Origin of the sequence: Klebsiella sp. CTHL.F3a (assembly GCF_019890895.1) — a bacterium.
GTDB classification, from domain to species: Bacteria; Pseudomonadota; Gammaproteobacteria; order Enterobacterales; family Enterobacteriaceae; genus Klebsiella; species Klebsiella grimontii.
This window is the reverse complement of sequence record NZ_CP082360.1, coordinates 2262356-2282859: the sequence shown is the minus strand read 5'-3', so window position 1 is coordinate 2282859 and position 20504 is coordinate 2262356. Positions and strand designations below refer to the sequence as shown.

At 56.3% G+C, this 20504-nt stretch carries 20 protein-coding genes and 1 pseudogene; 14 read left to right on the top strand and 7 right to left on the bottom strand.

The window, feature by feature from the left end:
- Positions 1-14 precede the first annotated feature (14 nt).
- Positions 15-698, bottom strand: a complete 684-nt coding sequence (gene proQ, locus K7H21_RS10765) for an RNA chaperone ProQ (RefSeq protein ID WP_004122005.1) — start codon at positions 696-698, stop codon at positions 15-17.
- Positions 699-779: 81 nt separating this feature from the next.
- Positions 780-1293: pseudogene (locus K7H21_RS10760) on the bottom strand (GAF domain-containing protein).
- Between the two features lie 132 nt (positions 1294-1425).
- Here K7H21_RS10760 and yebS point away from each other — a divergent pair.
- From yebS to K7H21_RS10735, 5 genes are all read left to right on the top strand, one after another.
- A complete protein-coding gene (gene yebS / locus K7H21_RS10755) occupies positions 1426-2709 on the top strand; it encodes a membrane integrity lipid transport subunit YebS (protein ID WP_032741884.1) in 1284 nt (427 codons plus the stop codon).
- On the top strand, positions 2678-5311 hold the full coding sequence (locus K7H21_RS10750; RefSeq protein ID WP_004122010.1) for a PqiB family protein: 2634 nt from the start codon (positions 2678-2680) through the stop codon (positions 5309-5311). Before yebS ends, K7H21_RS10750 begins: the two co-directional genes overlap by 32 nt.
- Positions 5312-5389: 78 nt before the next feature.
- Positions 5390-6823, top strand: a complete 1434-nt coding sequence (gene rsmF / locus K7H21_RS10745; protein WP_223035769.1) for a 16S rRNA (cytosine(1407)-C(5))-methyltransferase RsmF — start codon at positions 5390-5392, stop codon at positions 6821-6823.
- 115 nt (positions 6824-6938) lie between these two features.
- Positions 6939-7178, top strand: coding sequence for a YebV family protein (locus K7H21_RS10740; protein WP_004103329.1), 240 nt, complete (start codon positions 6939-6941; stop codon positions 7176-7178).
- Positions 7179-7275: 97 nt separating this feature from the next.
- Positions 7276-7467: a YdfD/YebW family protein gene (locus tag K7H21_RS10735; RefSeq protein ID WP_004122014.1), complete on the top strand. Its 192-nt coding sequence runs from the start codon at positions 7276-7278 to the stop codon at positions 7465-7467.
- Here the strand turns inward: K7H21_RS10735 and pphA are convergent.
- Positions 7464-8117, bottom strand: a complete 654-nt coding sequence (gene pphA / locus K7H21_RS10730; RefSeq protein WP_004122016.1) for a protein-serine/threonine phosphatase — start codon at positions 8115-8117, stop codon at positions 7464-7466. The two genes, K7H21_RS10735 and pphA, sit on opposite strands and share 4 nt — an antisense overlap.
- Positions 8118-8282: 165 nt before the next feature.
- Between pphA and K7H21_RS10725 the strand changes: the two genes are divergently transcribed.
- From K7H21_RS10725 to K7H21_RS10695, 7 genes are all read left to right on the top strand, one after another.
- Positions 8283-9227 carry a VirK/YbjX family protein gene (locus tag K7H21_RS10725; protein ID WP_223035768.1) on the top strand — a complete coding sequence of 315 codons (945 nt, stop codon included), beginning with the start codon at positions 8283-8285 and terminating at the stop codon, positions 9225-9227.
- Between the two features lie 111 nt (positions 9228-9338).
- Complete coding sequence (locus tag K7H21_RS10720; RefSeq protein WP_142445585.1) at positions 9339-9482, top strand: Ecr family regulatory small membrane protein; 144 nt, start codon at positions 9339-9341, stop codon at positions 9480-9482.
- Between the two features lie 577 nt (positions 9483-10059).
- A complete protein-coding gene (locus K7H21_RS10715) occupies positions 10060-10611 on the top strand; it encodes a Csu type fimbrial protein (RefSeq protein ID WP_004122020.1) in 552 nt (183 codons plus the stop codon).
- A gap of 22 nt (positions 10612-10633) precedes the next feature.
- Positions 10634-11152 carry a Csu type fimbrial protein gene (locus K7H21_RS10710; RefSeq protein ID WP_004122022.1) on the top strand — a complete coding sequence of 173 codons (519 nt, stop codon included), beginning with the start codon at positions 10634-10636 and terminating at the stop codon, positions 11150-11152.
- An 18-nt stretch (positions 11153-11170) separates the two neighbouring features.
- Positions 11171-11935 (top strand): fimbrial biogenesis chaperone, encoded by a 765-nt coding sequence (locus tag K7H21_RS10705; protein WP_123829169.1) that lies wholly within the window; start codon positions 11171-11173, stop codon positions 11933-11935.
- Positions 11936-11937: 2 nt separating this feature from the next.
- The gene (locus tag K7H21_RS10700) at positions 11938-14268 is read left to right on the top strand and encodes a fimbria/pilus outer membrane usher protein (protein ID WP_223035767.1); all 2331 of its coding nucleotides are present in this window, start codon (positions 11938-11940) and stop codon (positions 14266-14268) included.
- A 14-nt stretch (positions 14269-14282) separates the two neighbouring features.
- On the top strand, positions 14283-15242 hold the full coding sequence (locus K7H21_RS10695; RefSeq protein ID WP_049114593.1) for a Csu type fimbrial protein: 960 nt from the start codon (positions 14283-14285) through the stop codon (positions 15240-15242).
- A gap of 384 nt (positions 15243-15626) precedes the next feature.
- On the opposite strand, the gene K7H21_RS10690 is transcribed toward K7H21_RS10695, so the two are convergent.
- From K7H21_RS10690 to yobA, 3 genes are read right to left on the bottom strand one after another with little or no spacing between them, the layout of a single operon-like run.
- Complete coding sequence (locus K7H21_RS10690; RefSeq protein ID WP_223035766.1) at positions 15627-15965, bottom strand: YebY family protein; 339 nt, start codon at positions 15963-15965, stop codon at positions 15627-15629.
- Positions 15966-15981: 16 nt separating this feature from the next.
- A complete protein-coding gene (gene copD, locus K7H21_RS10685) occupies positions 15982-16851 on the bottom strand; it encodes a copper homeostasis membrane protein CopD (RefSeq protein WP_087828997.1) in 870 nt (289 codons plus the stop codon).
- Positions 16852-16855: 4 nt separating this feature from the next.
- Positions 16856-17230 (bottom strand): CopC domain-containing protein YobA, encoded by a 375-nt coding sequence (gene yobA / locus K7H21_RS10680; protein ID WP_004122028.1) that lies wholly within the window; start codon positions 17228-17230, stop codon positions 16856-16858.
- Between the two features lie 135 nt (positions 17231-17365).
- Here yobA and K7H21_RS10675 point away from each other — a divergent pair, with 135 nt between their 5' ends.
- Both K7H21_RS10675 and exoX read left to right on the top strand, forming a co-directional pair.
- On the top strand, positions 17366-17596 hold the full coding sequence (locus K7H21_RS10675) for a DNA polymerase III subunit theta (protein ID WP_004122029.1): 231 nt from the start codon (positions 17366-17368) through the stop codon (positions 17594-17596).
- Positions 17597-17674: 78 nt separating this feature from the next.
- Positions 17675-18334, top strand: coding sequence for an exodeoxyribonuclease X (exoX, locus tag K7H21_RS10670; RefSeq protein WP_004122030.1), 660 nt, complete (start codon positions 17675-17677; stop codon positions 18332-18334).
- A 6-nt stretch (positions 18335-18340) separates the two neighbouring features.
- On the opposite strand, the gene ptrB is transcribed toward exoX, so the two are convergent.
- Positions 18341-20401, bottom strand: coding sequence for an oligopeptidase B (ptrB, locus tag K7H21_RS10665; RefSeq protein WP_223035765.1), 2061 nt, complete (start codon positions 20399-20401; stop codon positions 18341-18343).
- Positions 20402-20504 lie beyond the last annotated feature (103 nt).

Here is a 20504-nt window from a genome sequence, read left to right as displayed (position 1 = left end):
GCCCGGCCTCCGTTTCAGAACACCAGGTGTTCTGCGCGTACAATCATTGACATACCAGAAGTCAGCTGTACACGAACGCCATCTTTGGTGATTTCCAGGACGGTGGCGTCCATTGCATTATTACCTGCTTTCACCTTCAGTGCCTGGCCAACGGTCAATACAGACACATCTGATACAGGGGTATGACGCTCTTCGCGCGGCGCTTTGGCTGCTGGTGCCGGGCGCGGTTTACGCTGCTCAGCGCCTTCTTTACGACGCGCCTGAGCCTGAGGACGAGGTTTACGCTCGCGACGAGCCCCCTCTTCCGGCTGGCCAGCGGCGGCGGCGGCTTCGCGTTTTTTCGCTTGCTGCGCTTCACGCTGCGCCTGAACGCGGGCTTTTGCTTCTTCAAGCTGCTGGCGGGCGTGAGCAACATGCTGCTCTTCCAGCTCGCCGCACGGGTTGCCGTCGAGGTCAACGCGGACTGCGCCAGGCTTAACGCCGTACAGGTAGCGCCAGCTCGAAGTATAAAGACGCAGTGCAGCGCGAAGTTGGGTTTTGCTGAGATTCATCTCTCCGCCAACGCGCTCAACGAGATCCTGAAAAATACCGACTTTCAGGGGGCGAGCTTCGCCTTCAGCGCTAAAACACTGAGGGAAGCGTTCGGCCAGAAACGCAATGACTTCTTTACTGCTATTCAACTTAGGTTGATTTTCCATGAAATTTCCTGATTACAACGGACGTAGCCAACAAGCCGCAGGCATGAACAGGCGTCATTATAATGACGTCATCGGTAAATGCTACGTTATCCGTTGATTATCCTGCGACGCGGGTGAATATTTTTTGATAATCAGTCGCAGAAATGAGTTTTTCCAGATGCGCGACCAGTTCTGCCAGCCCCTGCTCATCTTCAGCGGTGAAGCGGGAATAGGCTGTGCTATCGATATCCAGGACGCCGATAGTTCGATCGTTCACCCGCAACGGGAAGACAATTTCCGAATTACTGGCGGCGTCACAGGCGATGTGACCATCAAACGCGTGAACGTCTTCTACCCGCTGCACGCGATTCTGCGCGACGGCAGCGCCGCATACGCCGCGCCCTACCGGAATACGCACGCAGGCCAGCTTGCCCTGGAACGGGCCAAGGACCAGCGTGTCGCCTTCCAGGAGATAAAAACCGGCCCAGTTCACTTCAGCCAGCCGCTCGAACAGCAGCGCGCTGGTATTTGAAATCATGGCCAGAAAACTGGTTTCGCCTGCCATTAACGCCTGAAAATCGCGGTTCAGATCCGCGTAGAATTCTTGTTTGTTCATTATTTATTCGCTTAGTTGTCTTACTACCTTACACTTACAGCCTAATAAAATAAGCTTTAAATGCATTCATGCTCAAGATGAATTCATTCCTGAGTTAAGATAGAGAGATACACTCATTTCTGTAAGCTATAAATGCCACTAAAAACACCCAGGGTTACGCCAGCAAAAAAGATGATCGTCTACTCGGTCAGCGCGCCTGTTGCGCACGCTCACTATCAGCGCTGCCCGCAGTGCGATCTGCTGTTTCGTTTACCGGTCCTCAAAAAGAATCAGAGCGCCTGGTGCCCTCGCTGCAATGCCAAAGTGCGCGATGGCCGTGACTGGTCGCTTACCCGACTGGGCAGTATGGCGATCGCGATGCTGCTGCTGATGCCTTTTGCCTGGAGCGAACCGCTTCTGCGTTTACATCTCTTAGGCGTACGCATCGACGCTAACGTCCTTCAGGGCATCTGGCAAATGACCGGCCAGGGCGATCCGCTCACGGCGGCGATGGTGCTGTTTTGCGCGGTCGTCGCGCCAGTACTGCTGGTCGTCTCAATCGCCTACCTGTGGCTGGGTAACGTGCTGGGCATGAATCTGCGCCCGATACTGCTGATGCTGGAGCGGCTCAAAGAGTGGGTGATGCTGGATATTTACCTGGTCGGTATCGGCGTCGCCTCCATCAAAGTACAAGATTACGCCTTTCTGCAGCCCGGCATCGGGCTTATTGCCTATATCGCGCTCACCCTGCTCAGCATCCTGACGCTTATCCATATGAACGTTGAGGAGCTGTGGGAGCGTTTTTATCCCCAGCGCCCGGCGCTGCGGCCGGATAATAATCTCCAGGTTTGTCTCGGCTGTCATTATACCGGACATCGTGATTCCCGTGGGCGCTGCCGCCGCTGTCACACGCCTCTGCGCCACAGACGTCGCCAAAGCCTGCAAAAGAGCTGGGCCGCGCTGATCGCGTCGATGGTTTTCCTGCTGCCTGCCAACCTGCTGCCAATCTCGATTATTTACGTCAACGGCGCGCGCCAGGACGACACTATTCTTTCCGGCATTATGTCGCTGGCCAGCAGCAACGTGGCCATCGCCGGAGTGGTGTTCATCGCCAGTATTCTGGTCCCATTCACCAAAGTTATTGTATTGTTTACCCTGCTGGTCAGCATACAATTCAAGTGTGAACAGGGGTTACGTACCCGCATCCTGCTGCTGCGGCTGATTACCTGGATCGGCCGCTGGTCTATGTTGGATCTTTTTGTCATCGCATTAACCATGTCGCTGATCAACCGCGATCAGCTCCTCGCGTTTACGATGGGGCCCGCCGCGGTCTATTTTGGCGCCGCGGTAATATTAACTATCCTTGCTGTTGAATGGCTGGACAGCCGCTTACTTTGGGACGCACATGAGTCAGGAAACGCCCGCTTCGCCGACTGAAGCCAAAATTAAAACTAAACGCCGCATCTCGCCCTTCTGGCTGCTGCCGGTCATTGCGCTACTGATTGCCGGTTGGCTGATATGGACCAGCTATCAGGATCGCGGTACGACGATCGTTATCGACTTCCAGTCGGCCAACGGTATCGTTCCTGGGCGCACGCCCATCCGCTATCAGGGAGTAGAAGTCGGTACGGTCGAGAATATCTCGCTGAGTAAAGATCTGAGCAAAATTGAGGTTTCAGCCAGCGTCAAAGGCGATATGAAAGATGCGCTGCGCAAGGAGACGCAGTTCTGGCTGGTGACGCCGAAAGCTTCTCTCGCCGGCGTGTCGGGCCTCGATGCGCTGGTTGGCGGCAACTATATCGGCATGATGCCCGGTCAGGGCGAGCCTGAAGATCACTTTGTCGCTCTCGACACCCAGCCGAAGTATCACATTAATAACGGCGAGCTAATGATTCATCTCAAGTCTGCGGATTTGGGCTCGTTAACCAGCGGCTCGCTGGTCTATTTCCGCAAAATTCCGGTCGGCCGGGTGTATGACTACGCGATTAATCCGAACAATCAGGGCGTCACCATTGACGTACTGATCGAGCGCCGTTTCACGAACCTGGTGAAAAAAGAGAGCCGTTTCTGGAACGTCTCCGGCGTAAAAGCGGATGTCAGCCTGAGCGGCGCGAAGGTCCAGCTCGATAGCCTCTCAGCGCTGGTGAACGGCGCTATTGCCTTTGATTCCCCCGATGACTCTGCGCAGGCTCAGCAGAACACGGATTATCACTTATATGAAGACCTGGCGCACAGTCAGCGTGGGGTGGTGGTCAAACTGGATCTTCCCGACGGCGCGGGCTTAAAAGCCGGCTCTACGCCGCTGATGTACCAGGGACTCGAGGTTGGCCAGCTCAGCAAGATGAATCTCAATTCCGACGGGAAAGTGACCGGCGAAATGACCGTCGATCCGAGCGTCGTCAGCCTGCTGCGTGAGAAGACGCTGATTCAGATGAAGAAGCCGAAAATCTCTCTGGATAACCCCAGCGTCAGCGCCCTGCTGACCGGCACCACCTTTGAACTGGTTCCCGGTGAAGGTGAGCCGCGTAACCAGTTTGCGGTGCTGCCTGCCGATAAATCCATTCTGGAAGAACCGGATGTGGCGACCGTTACGCTCACCGCGCCGGAGAGCTACGGTATCGACGCCGGGCAGCCGCTAATTCTGCACGGCGTCCAGATTGGCCAGGTTCTGGAGCGCAAGCTGAATGCCGATGGCGTCACGTTCCAGGTAGCGATTATGCCGGAGTACCGTTCACTGGTTCGCGGCGATAGCAAATTCGTGGTCAACAGCCGGATTGACGTCAAAGTCGGCATCGACGGCGTGCAGTTCCTCGGCGCCAGCGCCAGCGAATGGGTCAACGGCGGGATCCGCATTATTCCGGGCGACAAGGGGGCGATGCAAAGCCGCTATCCGCTGTATGCGAACCAGGAAAAGGCGCTGGAAAACAGCATGAGCGATCTGCCGACCACCACGCTTACGCTCTCAGCCGAGACGCTGCCGGACGTGCAGGCCGGCTCCGTGGTGCTGTACCGTAAATTTGCGGTCGGGGAAATCATCACCGTGCAGCCGCGCAAAAACGCCTTTGAAATCAATATTCATATCAAGCCGGAATATCGCCATCTGCTGACCAGCAACAGCGTGTTCTGGGCCGAAGGCGGCGCCAAAGTGCAGCTTAACGGTAGCGGTCTGACGGTGCAGGCTTCCCCGCTTTCCCGCGCGCTGAAGGGCGCGATTAGCTTTGATAACCTCAGCGGCGCCAGCGCTAGCGCGCGGATCGATAATAAACGCGTGCTGTATGCTTCGGAAACCGCTGCCCGCGCGGTGGGTGGGCAGATAACCCTCCACGCCTTCGACGCCGGTAAAATCGCCGAAGGGATGCCGATTCGCTACCTGGGGATTGATATTGGCCAGATCCAGTCGCTGAATTTAATTACCGCGAAAAACGAAGTGCAGGCGAAAGCGGTGCTCTACCCGGAATACGTCAATACCTTTGCCCGCGCCGGGACGCGTTTCTCGGTGATTACGCCGCAGATTTCCGCGGCGGGCGTTGAACATCTGGATACCCTTTTCCAGGCCTATATCAACGTCGAGCCGGGACGCGGTTCACCGCGCCGTGATTTCGAAATTCAGGAAACCACGATCAGCGATTCACGTTATATCGACGGCCTGAGCATTATCGTCGAAGTACCGGAAGCGGGTTCGCTGGGTATCGGCACGCCGGTGCTGTTCCGCGGGCTCGAAGTCGGCACGGTGACCGGTCTGATGCTCGGTTCGATGTCGGATCGCGTGATGGTACAGCTGCGTATCAGCAAGCGTTATCAGTATCTGGTGCGCAACAACTCGGTGTTCTGGCTGGCTTCCGGCTATAGCCTCGACTTTGGCCTGATTGGCGGGGTGGTGAAAACCGGTACCTTTAATCAGTTCATTCGCGGCGGCATCGCGTTTGCGACGCCTCCGGGTACGCCGCTGGCGCCGAAAGCGCAGGATGGCAAACACTTCCTGCTGCTGGAGAGCGAACCGAAAGAGTGGCGCGAATGGGGCACCGCCCTGCCGCGCTAAGCGTAAAAGGCTCCGGTGTCCGCCGCCGGAGCCTTTGTGGTAAACTACGCCCCCTTTTTTCGTTGTGGTGCGCTCCCCGTGGCTCAAAACGCTGTCTATCTTCCTGAAGAATTCCTCGCTCAAATGCGTGCGGCAATGCCGACGCATCTCTCTTTCGACGACTTTATCGCCGCCTGCCAGCGCCCGCTGCGGCGGAGCATTCGCGTCAATACGCTGAAAATCACGGTGGCTGATTTTTTGCAGCTGGTCGCCCCCTATCGCTGGCAGCTCACGCCGGTTCCGTGGTGCGAAGAGGGTTTCTGGATCGAGCGTGAAGACGAAGACGACCTGCCGCTGGGCAGCGCGGCCGAGCATCTTAGCGGGCTGTTTTACATTCAGGAAGCCAGCTCCATGCTGCCCGTCGCCGCGCTGTTTGCCGGCGGTGAAACGCCGCAGCGGGTGATGGATGTCGCCGCCGCGCCGGGATCTAAAACCACGCAAATCGCCGCGCGCATGGGCAATGAAGGCGGCATTCTGGCCAATGAATATTCCGCCAGCCGGGTTAAAGTCCTGCACGCCAATATCAGCCGCTGCGGAATTAGCAACGTGGCGTTAACCCATTTCGATGGCCGGGTATTCGGCGCCGCGCTACCGGAATGCTTTGATGCGATCCTGCTCGACGCCCCCTGCTCTGGCGAAGGAGTAGTACGTAAAGACCCCGATGCGTTGAAAAACTGGTCGCCGGAAAGCAACGCGGAGATCGCGCTTACCCAGCGCGAACTTATCGACAGCGCGTTTCACGCCCTTCGCCCCGGCGGGACGCTGGTTTACTCCACCTGCACCCTGAACCGGCAAGAAAACGAAGACGTGATCAACGGGCTGCTAGCGCGCTACCCGCAGGCGGTGGAAGTACTGCCGCTCGGCTCGCTGTTCCCCCAGGCCAGCGAAGCGCTGACCGACGAGGGTTTCCTGCACGTCTTCCCGCAGATTTTTGACTGCGAAGGGTTCTTCGTCGCCCGCTTACGCAAAACCGCCGCCATCAAGCCGCTCCCGGCGCCGGGCTATAAAGTCGGGAAATTCCCCTTCACGCCGCTTAAAACCCGCGAATCCGCCGCCGTTATTGCCGCCGCTGCCGCCGTCGGTTTGCAGTGGACCGCCGACCATACGCTCTGGCAGCGTGATAAAGAAATTTGGCTCTTCCCACAGGCGCTCGAAGCGCTCTTCGGTAAAGTGCGCTTTTCACGCATCGGGATCCGGCTCGCCGAAACCCACAACAAAGGCTATCGCTGGCAGCACGAAGCGGTGATTGCGCTTGCCGCCCCGGCCGCGCCCTTTGCGCTGACTCAGGCAGAAGCGGAAGAGTGGTACCGCGGCCGCGACGTCTATCCGGAAACGCTCCCGGAGAAGGATGATGCGATTGTCACCTATCAGGGCGCGCCGCTCGGGCTGGCGAAAAAAGTCGGGTCGCGTTTAAAAAACAGCTATCCCCGCGAACTGGTGCGTGACGGTAAGCTTTTTAGCAAAAAAGCGTGATGGCGCCTCGAAAAACAGCACTTTTTCACTGGCGCTTTACGCCCGTTTGTCTACGCTCAAAAATGTCGGCCTCAACTGGTCGTACCACAAATCAGCAGACAAACGGGGTGAATTTATGAGTAAAACTAGCGTACGTATCGGCGCGTTTGAAATAGACGACGCCGAACTGCACGGCGAACAGCAGGGAGAGCGAACGTTAAGTATCCCCTGCAAATCCGATCCGGATTTATGCATGCAGCTTGATGCATGGGACGCGGACACCAGCGTGCCCGCCATACTTGATGGTGAACATTCCGTCCTCTACCGTAAGCACTACGATCGCCAGTCCGATGCCTGGATCATGCGCCTCGCCTGATTCCAATAAACCCGTCGCCTGAGACGGGTTATTTATTTCCCCGCTTTTCTGACATCTCCTACACTTAACAATATGTTTTTCAGGATATGAGGCCAGGATGTTTGCCTTAGTACTGTTTATTTGTTACCTGGACGGCGGCTGTGAAGATATCGTTGTCGATGTTTACGATAACGAGCGGCAGTGCACAACGGCCATGGACGATCAGCGGATACGCCACGGCGGCTGCTTTCCGGTAGAAGATTTTATCGACAGTTTCTGGCTCCCCGCCCGAGAATACAGCGATTTTTAGCCCGCCAGCTGTAGCGCCACCAGGGTTAGCGCTCCACCAAATACGGCCCCTGTATCGATATAATGCTGGTTATCGCTGTCATAGCGCCGTTTGAGCGGCGTATGGCCGAACCAGAAATGATCGGCGCCGGCAATCGCGCCGTGACGCCCGGCGAAATGGTCGGCAAGCCGCTGCCGACGCCACAACACCTGATGCTCATCGACAGCGCGCTGCCAGCAATAAACCGCCGCGGGGTAATCAGCATGGGCAATGACGTGCACCTGCCCACCGCTGTGGAGTTCGATAATCAGCGGTAGGTCGCGGCAGCGGGCGATAAGCTCCGTAAGGCGCCGCCTCTGGTTCTGCGGAGATTGCGTATACCAGTCGCCTCCGTTCATCTCCCAGAGCCGCATATCGCTGCCCGCAAGCGCCTCCAGCGCCATCTGCTCATGGTTTCCACGTACCGCGCAAACCCAGCGATAGCGCAGTAAATCCAGGCATTGCGCGCTTTGTGGTCCACGATCGATCAGATCGCCCACCGAGAGAAGCAGGTCCTGATAAGGGTCAAACCTGTGCTCGCGAAGGGCCGCCATCAGGCGTGCGAAACAGCCGTGCAGATCGCCCACCAGCCAGATATTACGCCAGGCGGAACCGTTAATGCGCTGATACATATTATGTCCTCCTCGCACAATTATAGGAAAAATCCGCCACTTCAACGCCCGTAATATGGACACCTCAATCGACTTTAAACGAAAGGCAAATATAGTCCGGCGGGGCATTAAGCTCTCCACGATATATCCATAGAATAGAGGCTAAATAACTCCGAGGTATTCATCGTGACGGATAACAGCCTGCATTCAGCCAGCGTAGTTGAGCGACGCCCAAATCTTATTGCCGATCTGGTGATGGGTCGGCTCACCCCAGCCCCCATCTGGCAACAACGTCATTACCGGCTTAAGTTTTTACTGCGCACGGCATTATTTTATGCGCCAACGCGCAGCATGCTGGAAAGCCTGGCGGGGCGTGCGGACTTCAATCAGCTGCTGGCCGCTCAGGTGACGCTGCCGGGCAAAGTTCATCGCCAGTATTTGACCCGCGGATTAAACGCCAGCCAGCGCGCGCAGGCCATTATTAGCCACTACCAGTTTGTCGATTCTCTGGGAGGCTCGTGCCTCGCCGGGGCCATGACCGCAGCGAAAGATGTACCGCTGCTTGAGCTGACGGGCAAAGACGACAGCCGGTTTACGCTCTCCGCCTCCTCGGCGAGCAAAGCCGAACGCGAGGGCGAAACGACGCTGTGGCTGCGCGATAGCGATGAGATTGTACTGGCCAGCGCGACCTTTAGCGTCACCCGCCAGCAGGAGCAATGGCAGTTGACCATCGGCGGTCTACAGGGGCCGCGCAGCACTGTTCCGCACGAAGTGATTAAACGAGCGACCCGCGCCTGTTACGGCCTGTTCCCGAAACGCCTGCTGATGGAATTTATCTGGTTAATGGCGGCGCGCAGCAACATTAATCACATTTACGGGGTCAGCGACAACGGCCACGTCTTCCGCGCGCTGCGCTATCGGTTGAGCAAGGGTCGTCATTTTCACGCCAGCTATGATGAGTTCTGGCAATCTATCGATGGCGTCGCCGACGGCGCCTGGCGCTGGCGCTTACCGCTCCAGCTGGAAAGAAAGACGCTTGAGAGCATCGCCAGCAAGAAGCGCGCTGAATATCGTCGCCGCTTTCAGCTTCTGGATGATATGGCCGCTAAGATGGAGATACTCATGGAGTAGCTCTCCAGCCGCTTCGCCAACGCCGTTTAGCACGACGGCGTTTGCATCTTCTGCGGCGCTTTAGTTACTATCATAACTTCGTTGTAATCCTTGCGGACGGCTAATGAAGTTATGAGCAAAACTGAAACACTCCTGCTGGCTATCCTGCTGATTATTTTGGCCGCTGCTTTGTGGTTTATTTTTAGCGGACAAATATGGTTCCTGGTGAGCTTTCTGGAAACATGGTTGTATCCCTCCTTCGTCGCGCCGGAATAAATCTTTACCGATTATTTTTATCCCGCAAGTTACGGTTTTCCTTTCATCCGCTAATAACCCGTCAGGCGGTCAGATAAATACCCGCTAAAAAACTTAAAGCCGTATCTTGTCCATTATTTCATTTGTCATACAAATGTGTATACTGAGTCTCTTCCGATGTTGGCCCGTACATTTCACCTGCACTATGGGCCTGATTTCGTGCAGGTGTTTTCTCCTTTCCCTCTCTGAAAGGCACCCAGTGTCTACACCCGGCTTTTTGTCCAGATTTTTTGTTGCAAAGTTTGCACCAGATTGTGATTTTAAAAAAATCCCCTTATTTTTACGCCCCCTTTGAAAAGCAAAAATAAAACATAAAACCAACAACCAATTAACATAAAGAATCTGACTCCACACAAAAAGCATAAAAACAGAATAAAAACCCAATAAAAACATAATAATCAGTCAGAAATATACAATTACACATATTCTGCAGGAGTAGTTATACGTTAACCAACAAAACCGCGGCAGTTACTCGGTGACCAACGTCTATCGCTACATTGTTGTTTATCTTCAGCGGCTTTCCACTAAGAGGTTCTCTATGAACGTCAAAACCATCTCGCGCAGTGTGCTGGGCGGCTTACTGAGCGCCATCGTTATTAGTCAACCGGCTTTCGCAGCGGGAACCTTAAGCGGCCAGATTGGCGTCCAGGTGACGCTCGGCAGCGGGTGCAGCGTATCGAACGTCCGCAATGGCGAGAATAACCGCTGGGGCAACATTAATTTCGGCGCCTATGGCGATTTAGCCAACTCCATTGATGCGGAAGTCACCGGCAGCGGCGGCGGAAGCGCGCTAACAGTGACCTGCACCGAGGACCTTGACTCGACCCTGACGCTGGACGGCGGCCAGTCTGGCGATGCAGCGCTGCGCTATATGAAAAACGCCGCCGGCACCCAGCAGATTGCCTATCGACTCTATTCGGATGCCGGCCGCAGTAATGAAATTTTGCCCGGCGGCACGATACCTATCGTTGGCACCGGCAATCCCCAGGCTATTCCAGTTTTTGCCCGAATCCGCCCCGAAGACCAGAGCGTCAATGCGCCGACGGCCGATGTGTATGACGACATCGTCACTGCGACGTTAACCTGGTAATCGCATAAGGAAAGTGGGCGTCATGCTTCGACCCGAGTGGCTTACATTAATTCTGTTTTTTACCTCAGGCGCCCATGCCGCCGTTGTCCAGAAGACGTTCAAAGTCTCCGCGCAGATCGCGGCAGGCTGCGCGCTTGGCGCCGGAGATGGCTCCCAAACGACGGATTTCGGTACCCTGAGTTTTGGCACCCTGTCATCGCTTTACAACAACGTTGATGTCGCCAGTACCTCCGGCGCAGGCTCAATCATCGTCACCTGCACGCCCGGCACCGCTATTTCAATCGCCCTCGACTATGGCGTCAACGGCGGCTCAGCCAGCCAGCGCTATATGTCGAACGGCAACAACAACACCCTGGCGTATCAGCTTTATCAGGACGCCAACCGCGCTAACGTTTGGGGCAACAGTACGCAGGCCTTGAGCGTCGCATCATTTCCGAGCACCACGCAAACCTACACGGTTTATGGCCGCCTTTTTGCCACGAATGGCTTCCCGGCGGTGGGCTCCTATACCGACACGGTCACCGTCACGCTGACCTATTAGATAATCCACAGGTTAACTATGATTCGCTGTAGATTTGCGCCGTTTATATTCGCTTTATCTCTTCCCTCATCGGTTCTGGCCGCAAGCTCCGTCCTGGTATGGCCGATCTTTCAAACTATCGAAAGCCACGAAAAAGGTTCTGAACTGTGGCTGGAGAATCGCGGCAGTTCGCCGGTTAATTTGCAGCTGCGCGTTTTTGCCTGGGATCAAAAAGGGTCAGCGGACGTCTACGCCGACCAGCGCGATGTTGTCGCCAGCCCCCCTTTTACCACGGTAGCGCCGGGGCAGCGGCAACTGGTGAGGCTCATGCGCGTTGCCCCTATCGCCAATGGCAAAGAGCAGTCCTACCGCATTGTTATCGATGAGATCCCTGCCGCGCAGCCGGTAACGCAGACGGAACAGAACTCCGCCGGGCTGAAAATGCGCATGCGCTATGTCCTGCCGCTGTTTACCTATGGGCAGGGGCTCACGCCGTTAAAGAACGCGGGTTCAGTCGAATCGGTAAGGACGACGCTGCGCTGGTCGCTCGCGCAGCAAAATAACCGCCAGACGCTATGCATCGATAATAGAGGCAATCAACATGCGCGGCTCAGTACGGTTTACTGGGCGAACGCGAGCGGCAACGGCAAAATTCCCGTGGCTAATGGCCTTCTCGGCTACGTTCTGGCGCAGAAAAAGGCCTGTTTCCCGAACGCCGGAAACGCTTCCGCGCCATCAGGAATACATCTGTTCGCGAAGTTAACGGATAACGGTCAGGCGGTGGAAATTCCGGCGAATCGTTAAAAATGAGAGATCTGAAAAGAACGGCGTCCGGGGGGCTGCTGGCGGTGGCGTCGGTGACGGCCTGCGCCGCGACCTATGATTCCCTGCCTGCGCCTGCGGCATCCTACGGCGAAAGGCAGGAGTATGAGCTGTACCTCAGCTTATCGGTCAATGGCAATATTCTTGCCGGCGCCGTTCCGGTCAAGGTCAACGCTGGTCACTACTGGGTTGCGGCCAGCGTTCTACGGCAAGCGCATATTCCCCTGCAAACCCATGATGCGCTGGTGGATGTCACGGCGCTCCCCTCGGTTAAGGTCGAATATGACCAGCCGGGGCAAGTGCTTAAGCTTCAGGTTCCGGACCAGTGGCTCCCCGAACAGCGCATCGGGGAAACCACGGGACAACAATACCAGGCCGCGATCGGCAGTCCGGGGATTTTATTTAACTACGACGCTTACAGCCTCTTTTCATCAGGCGGCACGCAAACCACCAGCACCTTCACCGAAACGCGTCTTTTTGGCCCGCCGGGCGTCCTTTCCAATAACGCCGCGATCCGGCAAAACTGGTCTTCGTCGGGCTATGAACAACAGGGCTATATGCGCTACGACACCCTGTGGAAATACAGCGATAGCGAACAGATGATAAGCTACCAGGCCGGCGACGTGGTCAGTAACGCTCTGACCTGGAGCAGTTCCGTGCGCATGGGTGGGCTACGCGTAAGCCGTAACTTCAGCGTGCGCCCGGATCTGGTGACATATCCGCTGCTTAACTTATCCGGCAGCGCGGCGGTCCCTTCAAGCGTCGACCTGTTTATTAACGGTTATAAAACCAGCTCGTCGCAGGTTAATGGCGGCCCCTATACGCTGACCAACGTTCCGTGGATCAGCGGCGCCGGCGAAGCGACCGTAGTGACTACCGACGCCCTTGGCCGCCAGGTCTCTACCAGCGTTCCTTTTTATGTCTCTAATACCCTCCTGCGGGAAGGCCTGAGCGATTTTGATTTCACCCTTGGCGCCCTGCGCAACAACTACGGCATCAAGAATGCCGATTATGGCGCCGGGGCGGTGAGCGCGATTTATCGCTATGGATTAACCCACTGGCTTACGCTCTCGGCGCATACCGAAGACCGCCAGGGATTAGCTAATGCCGGGATAGGCGGCGATATTGGGGTAGGAAATTTGGGCACCCTCAGCCTGTCGGGCAGCGCCAGCCGCGGCGAAGGAGACGGAAACCAGCTCACCTCGGGTTACTCCTACTATGGCAATAGCTGGGGAGTGAACTATCAGCATATCCGCCGCAGCGCCAGCTACGACAACCTCAGCACCTATGGCTCTAGCGCCACGCTCAGCCGTCAGTCAGACCAGGCCACGCTGAGCCTGAGCCCGCGGGGAAGAACCCTCGATTCTTTTAGCATTGGCTACTTTGATATCCAGGCCGAGGATCGTTCGCGCACCCGCCTGTTGAACCTCTCCTGGAGCCGTAGCCTGTGGCTTAGCAGCAGCCTCAACCTGAGCGTAAACCGCGATCTGCAGGAAGGTAGCTACTCAAGCATGCTGCAGATAATCATCCCTTTCGATTCGCAAAGCTCTATGCAGTTAAGCGGCCAGCGCGCCAGCTCCGGTCAATGGGGCGAAAATATCAGCCTCAACCGCTCCGCCCCGGCAGAAGGCGGGCTTGGCTGGAACCTCGCCCATTCGGTGGGCGGCGATAATTATAGCCAGGCGGATCTGACCTGGATCAACCGCGTGTCGACGTTGAGCGGAGGCTACTACGGCTCACGCAACGATCGTCACAGCTGGTTTGAAGCCACGGGATCGGTGGTGCTGATGGATAACAGTCTGTTCTTCGCCCGGCAGATTAACGACGCGTTTATCGTTGTCTCCACCGGTAACTACCCGAACATTGCGGTGAGCTATGAAAACCGCAAAGTCGGCGTGACGGATAAAAACGGCCATTTGCTGATCCCGTGGGCGACGGCGTGGTATCCGGGAAAAATCACCCTCGATACGCTGCCATTGCCAACGGACACCGAAGCGCTGATGGTGGAGAAACGCATCGCCGTGCGCGAAGGCAGCGGCGCGCTGGTTGAATTCCCGGTTAACCGCGTGCGTTCGGCAACCATTGTCTTCGTCGATGCTCAGGGACAGCCGCTGCCGGTCGGTACGCCCGTCGAGGAAGTGAACAGCAAACAGCGCGGTCTGGTGGGCTACGACGGCGTCGCCTGGTTCTCGCATCTCACGCGCGACAATAAAGTCATAGTCAACACCGGGGAGTTTCAATGCCGCGTGCGCTTTGCGCTCCCGGAAACAACGCCGGTTCCGCAACGGATAGGTCCGGTTAGCTGTCACCCATAACAGTGGAGATCAAGTTGAAAAGTATCCTCCCGATCTGCGCGCTGCTCTTGCTCCTTGGGCTAACAAGCAACGCGCTGGCCGCCTGCAGCATCAAAACCAGCGCGCCGGTTATCGGCCCGGTGGATTCCTTTGCTCTCAACAGCGCGCCTCAGGGCGTGATGGCCGGCGCGGGGTTTTACTGCACCCCGGAGCTGGTGGCGCTGAACTCAACCAACACATTAAGCGCCACCCTGTCGTCGGCCAACAAGAGCAACGGTATCCCGCGGCTGCTTAATGGCGCGGGCGACGCCATCCCTTACAGCGTCTGTTCTGACGCTTCGTGCTCGCCGGCCTATCTGGATGGCGGCGTGATTAGCTGGTCCAGAACAACGCTGCTCGAACTGCTGGGTTTATTTAACTCAAGCGATGGCACCATGCCGCTCTATTTCAGAACCACCCCGGGCGCCAACGTCCCCGCCGGTACCTATACCGATGTGTTAACCATCACCTGGGTGTACCGATTCTGCTACGTCGGGCTCGATCTGCTGGGCATTAAGATATGTATTCCGAATAACGGAACGCTGACCTCTACGGTCAATGTGTCGGTGAAGGTGACCAATGTTTGCTATATCGACAGCGCGCCAGACGTCGAATTTACCTCTGCCGCCCTTCCGTCCGGTTTTAGCAACTACAGCGGCCAGCTTGCCATCCGCTGCACGAAAAACGCGGCCTACACCATCAACCTCACCAGCACTAACGCCAGCGTCGGCGACTGGCGGCAGATGAGCCAACCCATCGCGAACCAGCCTACCGCCTGGCTGCAGTACCAATTTTACCAGCCCAACGGCAGCGCATGGACGGAAAATAACAATCTCAGCGTGGCCGGATCCGGCGCCGCGCAGCCCGCAAACTACACCCTAAAAATAAACCCGACCCAGAGTAACCAGCCTGCCGGAACCTATACCGATACCGTACTGGTGACCGTTAGCTACTAAAACGTTAGCAGACGATTTTTTGTAAAAGAAATGTTTGGGAAATTATTGTTGTGGTATAAGAAAAAAGCCCCGAAAAAAGTGAATGGGGTTTTGCAAGGGAATCTGCGATTTGTGAAAAATAGATAAAAAGAGACCGAACACGATTCCTGTATTCGGTCCAGGGAAATGGCTCTTGGGAGAGAGCCGTGCGCTAAAAGTTGGCATTAATGCAGGCTAAGTCGCCTTGCCTTATAAGAATAGTTTACCGTGTCAGGTTTTCCAGTCCGTGACAAAAGTGGACGAATAATTCGTCTCAAAATTGCTGATATCAACAAAAAACCGCCATGCCCGGTATTGGGGGATGGCGGTTTTTTTCATGTAAATACAGCGGGATGCAGGCGGCGATCAGCAGAGTTTCTGCGCGCGCTCAATAAAGGGCGCCAGGCTCATTTTTTGTCCCGGCCGTTGCGGATCGTCAATCTGGATCATGGAAATCGGCTGCGCGTTGGTTTTACCGTCTTTCATCTGCTGTTCGGCGATGTCGTTTAGCGGGTACTGCACCAGGGTACTCGGATTAATGGCGAACAGCGCATTGCCCGGACGGCAGGTCAGCATCACCTCTTCACGGTTAAACGCCCAGCTCTCTTTACCCACCTCAAAGCGGCTCACGGTAATCACCTGCGGCGCCGCCAGCGCAGCGCCAGAACTTGCCAATAACAACATTGTCAGAACGATTTTTTTCATGATTTAACCAGTTTATTCAGAAAGGTTCCCAGGTGGCAAACAGGCTGACGGCAAACAGCGCCAGCGCTCCCAACGCAATTTCTATCTGCGTGGTGCGCACGATGAGCTGCTCCGCTCGCGTTCCGCCTGCCGACATGCGTGGCACCAGAACATACCGGTTCACCAGCGCAATTGCCACCATTGCCGCTACCAGCGCACATTTCAACAACAGCATACGCCCCCAGGGCGAGGCGCTGATAAGTTCGCCCTGGATCAGCAGCGCATTTACCACCCCGCTGGCGATGGCGCCGGCAACCGCCAGATGTCCGTAACGCGAAAACCGCATCATGGTGAAAATCGCCGCCTGCCGCCAGCGACCGTGCGCCAGGCGAAGACAGTAGATAAACGGCAGCAGACCGCCAAACCAGCTGGCCACGCAAAACAGATGAAGCGCATGATTGGTTCGCTGCACTATCCCCAGCAAGCCATCGTTCATCGCGGCATGTCCGACGCCCGCCAGCAGCAGCAACTGGGCGCAAAACAGCACCAGCAGTAAACGCCCCGGTCGCCGGGGCTTCAGCCAAACCACTGCCAACGCCACAAAGGCGAGTAAAATTTGCCATACCCACACACCGCCAAATTGCGTCCCGGCCACCGCCTGCCAGATAGCCGGCTGCCAGACATCCGACCAGCCGTTGCCCATCAGGCCGCCCTGCGCCATCAGCATCAGCAGCGCCGACAGCGCGCTAGCCAGTAGTAAATGACGCATTAGCGGATAAAAACGCTGCATCATCAGACGGCGCAAGGCCGCTGGCGCCCACCACGCGCCGTAAAGCAGGCAGCCGAAAGCGACGATCAGCGAAATGAAATGGATAAAGCGTAAGCTGACATAGACGGCACTGAGCATCGGCTTACTTCACGGTAAAGGTGTATTGCCCTTTGGTCTTATGGCCATCTACGGAGACCACGTGCCAGTCAACGGTATATTCGCCCGGCGTCAACGCCTGCTCAACCGGTACCGTCAGTTGAGCCTTATTGCTGTCGCTGCGGACGGGTTTACCGAGGGTGATGGTCTTCTGCTGCGGCCCGGTGAGGGTTACGCCGCTAAACTGCGTTTCGATGCCTTCGGAGAAGTTCAGGGTCAGCGCCTGCGGTGACGCCTCCACCTCACTACCGGCAGCCGGCAGCGGTTGTTGCAAATGGGCGTGGGCAAATGCGCCTGCGGAGGTCAGGCAACCGGCGAGAAACAGAGACAGACGCAGGGCGCGTCCGGCGATGATTGGCATAGTTGTCATTCCTTTTTGTTATGTATGTAGCACAGAGAATAACCCTGTATAATGGCGCAGTCGAGCTAAGCGTCTGAGACTTGCCTTTTTGCCGCGTGCTTAGTACTTTTTGCGGCATTATCAGAGGAGAAACCGATGGAAAACAACCTGGCTAAACTATCCCAGGAGGAGATGGACAAAGTGAATGTCGATCTCGCCGCGGCTGGTGTCGCCTTTAAAGAACGCTACAATATGCCGGTGGTGGCTGATTTAGTCGAAAGAGAACAGCCCGAGCATCTGCGCAGCTGGTTTCGCGAGCGTCTGATTGCCCATCGGCTGGCCTCCGTTTCGCTCTCTCGCCTGCCCTATGAACCGAAACAGAAATAATTCCCGTCCTCTGCGGACATCCGAGTTGGCAAGACCTGCGCATTCCATTACGCTGGTTTCTTTGGCCTGGAGCGAGCCATGCTGCGCGTAATCGATACAGAAACCTGCGGATTGCAGGGAGGCATTGTTGAAATCGCCTCGGTAGATATCATCGACGGACAAATCACCAATCCCATGAGCCATCTGGTTCGCCCCGATCGTCCTATCAGCCCACAGGCGATGGCGATTCACCACATCACCGAAGAGATGGTTGCCGATAAGCCATGGATCGAGGAGATTGTGCCGCTGTATATGGGCAGTCCGTGGTATGTCGCCCATAACGCTAGCTTTGACCGCCGGGTGTTACCGGAAATGCAGGGTGAGTGGATCTGCACGATGAAGCTGGCGCGCCGCCTGTGGCCAGGCATCAAGTACAGCAATATGGGGCTGTATAAATCGCGCAAGCTCAGCGTCGCGACGCCACCGGGACTGCATCATCACCGGGCGCTGTACGATTGCTATATCACCGCGGCCCTGCTGCTCGATATCATCAACACCTCCGGCTGGACGCCTGAGGAGATGGCGACCATTACCGGCCGCCCGGCGCTGCTCTCCACCTTTACCTTCGGCAAATATCGCGGCAAGCCGGTCTCGGAAGTGGCGGAAAACGATCCCGGCTATTTGCGCTGGCTGTTCAATAACCTGGATCGCATGAGCCCCGAGCTGCGCCTGACGCTGAAGCACTATCTCGGGGAGTAATCGGCGCTATACCTCCGCCTGGCCCGGCAGCGTCCCCTGCGCCAGACCAATCAGAAACGCAAACTCCAGCGCCACGCCCTCATAGCTTTTAAAACGGCCGGATTTACCGCCGTGGCCGGAATCCATATCGGTACACAGCAGCAGCAGGTTATCGTCGGTTTTCAGCTCGCGCAGTTTCGCCACCCATTTTGCTGGCTCCCAGTATTGTACCTGCGAATCATGCAGGCCCGTGGTGACCAGCAGATGCGGATAGGCCTGAGCCTCAACGCCGTCATACGGGCTGTAGCTTTTCATATAGCGATAGTATTCTTCATCCTGAGGATTACCCCACTCTTCAAACTCGCCGGTGGTCAGCGGGATCGACTCATCGAGCATGGTGGTGAGGACATCCACAAATGGAACCTGGGCCACCACGCCATGGAAGAGCTCCGGCCGCTGGTTCACCGCTACGCCCATCAGCATACCGCCGGCGCTGCCGCCCATGCCGTAGCAAAAACGTGGATTGCCGTAACCCTGTGCCAGTAGCGCATCGCAGACGTCGAGATAATCGTTGAAGGTATTTTTCTTGCACAAAAACTTACCGTCTTCGTACCACTGCTGGCCCAGCTCGCCACCGCCGCGAATATGGGCGATAGCGAAGACAAAGCCGCGGTCGAGCAGGCTCAGTCGGCTGGCGCTGAAATCCGCATCCATGCTGGCGCCATAGGAGCCGTAGCCGTACACCAGCAGAGGGCTGGCGCCCTTGCGGAAATATTCATCACGGTAGACCAGCGAGACCGGGACTTCCACGCCGTCGCGGGCGTTGATCCAAAGATGCTCGCTGCGATAGTGGCTGGCATCAAATCCTTTGACTTCCTGCTGTTTGAGTACCCGCCGCTCGCCGGTATTCATATCCAGCTCGAACAGCGTATCCGGGGTTGTCATGGAGGAGTAGCCATAGCGCAGGCGCGAGGTTTCCGGCTCCGGATTATAGGCAAGCCAGGTTACGTAGGCCGGATCGTCAAACGCGATCCCCTGCGATTCTCTTGTCTTACGGTTGATCTGGCGCAGACTGGTTAGCCCGCGCTGGCGCTCTTCCACAACCAGCCAGTCGGTAAACAGGGTAAAACCTTCCAGCATCACTTCGTGACGCGGCGCTATCAGGGTCTCCCATTCCTGCTCATCGCGCAGGGTGCTGCGATAAAGGCCGAAGTTCTTACCCTCACGATTAGAGCGCAGATAGAAAGTGTGCTGATAGTGATCGAGGCTATATTCATGATCTTTACGCCGGGGTAGAAAACAGACCGGTTCGGCGTCGGTCATTTCCGCATTGAGCAGCAGTACTTCGCTGGTGGTCGCGCTGGCCAGGTAGATCACCACAAACTGCTGGGATGTAGTCTTGTGTACGCTGACGTAAAAAGTGTCGTCCTGCTCTTCATACACCATAACATCCGCACTGGCCGGCGTACCCAGACGGTGGCGCCAGACCTGATACGGCAGCAGCGTGGTGGGGTGTTTACGCACGTACCACAGAGTCTGCGAATCGTTACTCCAGGCAAAATCAGGTGAGACGTTCTCCAGCACTTCCGCAAATTGTCGGTCGTCGTTTAAGGGAAAGAAGCGCAGGCTGTACTGTCGTCGGGAGAGATAGTCTTCCGCCACCGCCATCAGGCTGTTGTCGGGCGAAACGCCTAATCCGCCGAGGGTATAAAATTCGCTACCGGCCGCACGCTGGTTGCCGTCAAGCAGGACGTCCCATTCGTCCCACTCCTCTTTGACTACCGGCTGGCGTTGATAAATCGCGTACTCGCAGCCCGGCTCGTAGACCTGACGGTAACGATAGTCATTTTTGCTGTAGGGGGCCGACACTTCGCGCTGCGGAATACGGTCGATAATCTCCTTGAGCACCCTATCCTGCAGGCTACTTTGCGAAGACATCACTTTTTTGCCGTACTCATTTTCCTGGCGCAGATAATCCAGCACTTCCGGCTGCGAGCGATCGTCATCGCGCAGCCAATAGTAATTATCGATTCGCGTGTCGCCATGTAAGGTCATGGCATGGGGGATCCGTTTGGCTTTTGGTGGCATCTGCTTATTCTTCTGCGGCTTGTATTGGGTAGTAAAATTTTCAGGCTGCCTCAAAGCAGCCTGAAGGGTAACGTGACTACACAATATATAAGGGTGGCAAAAG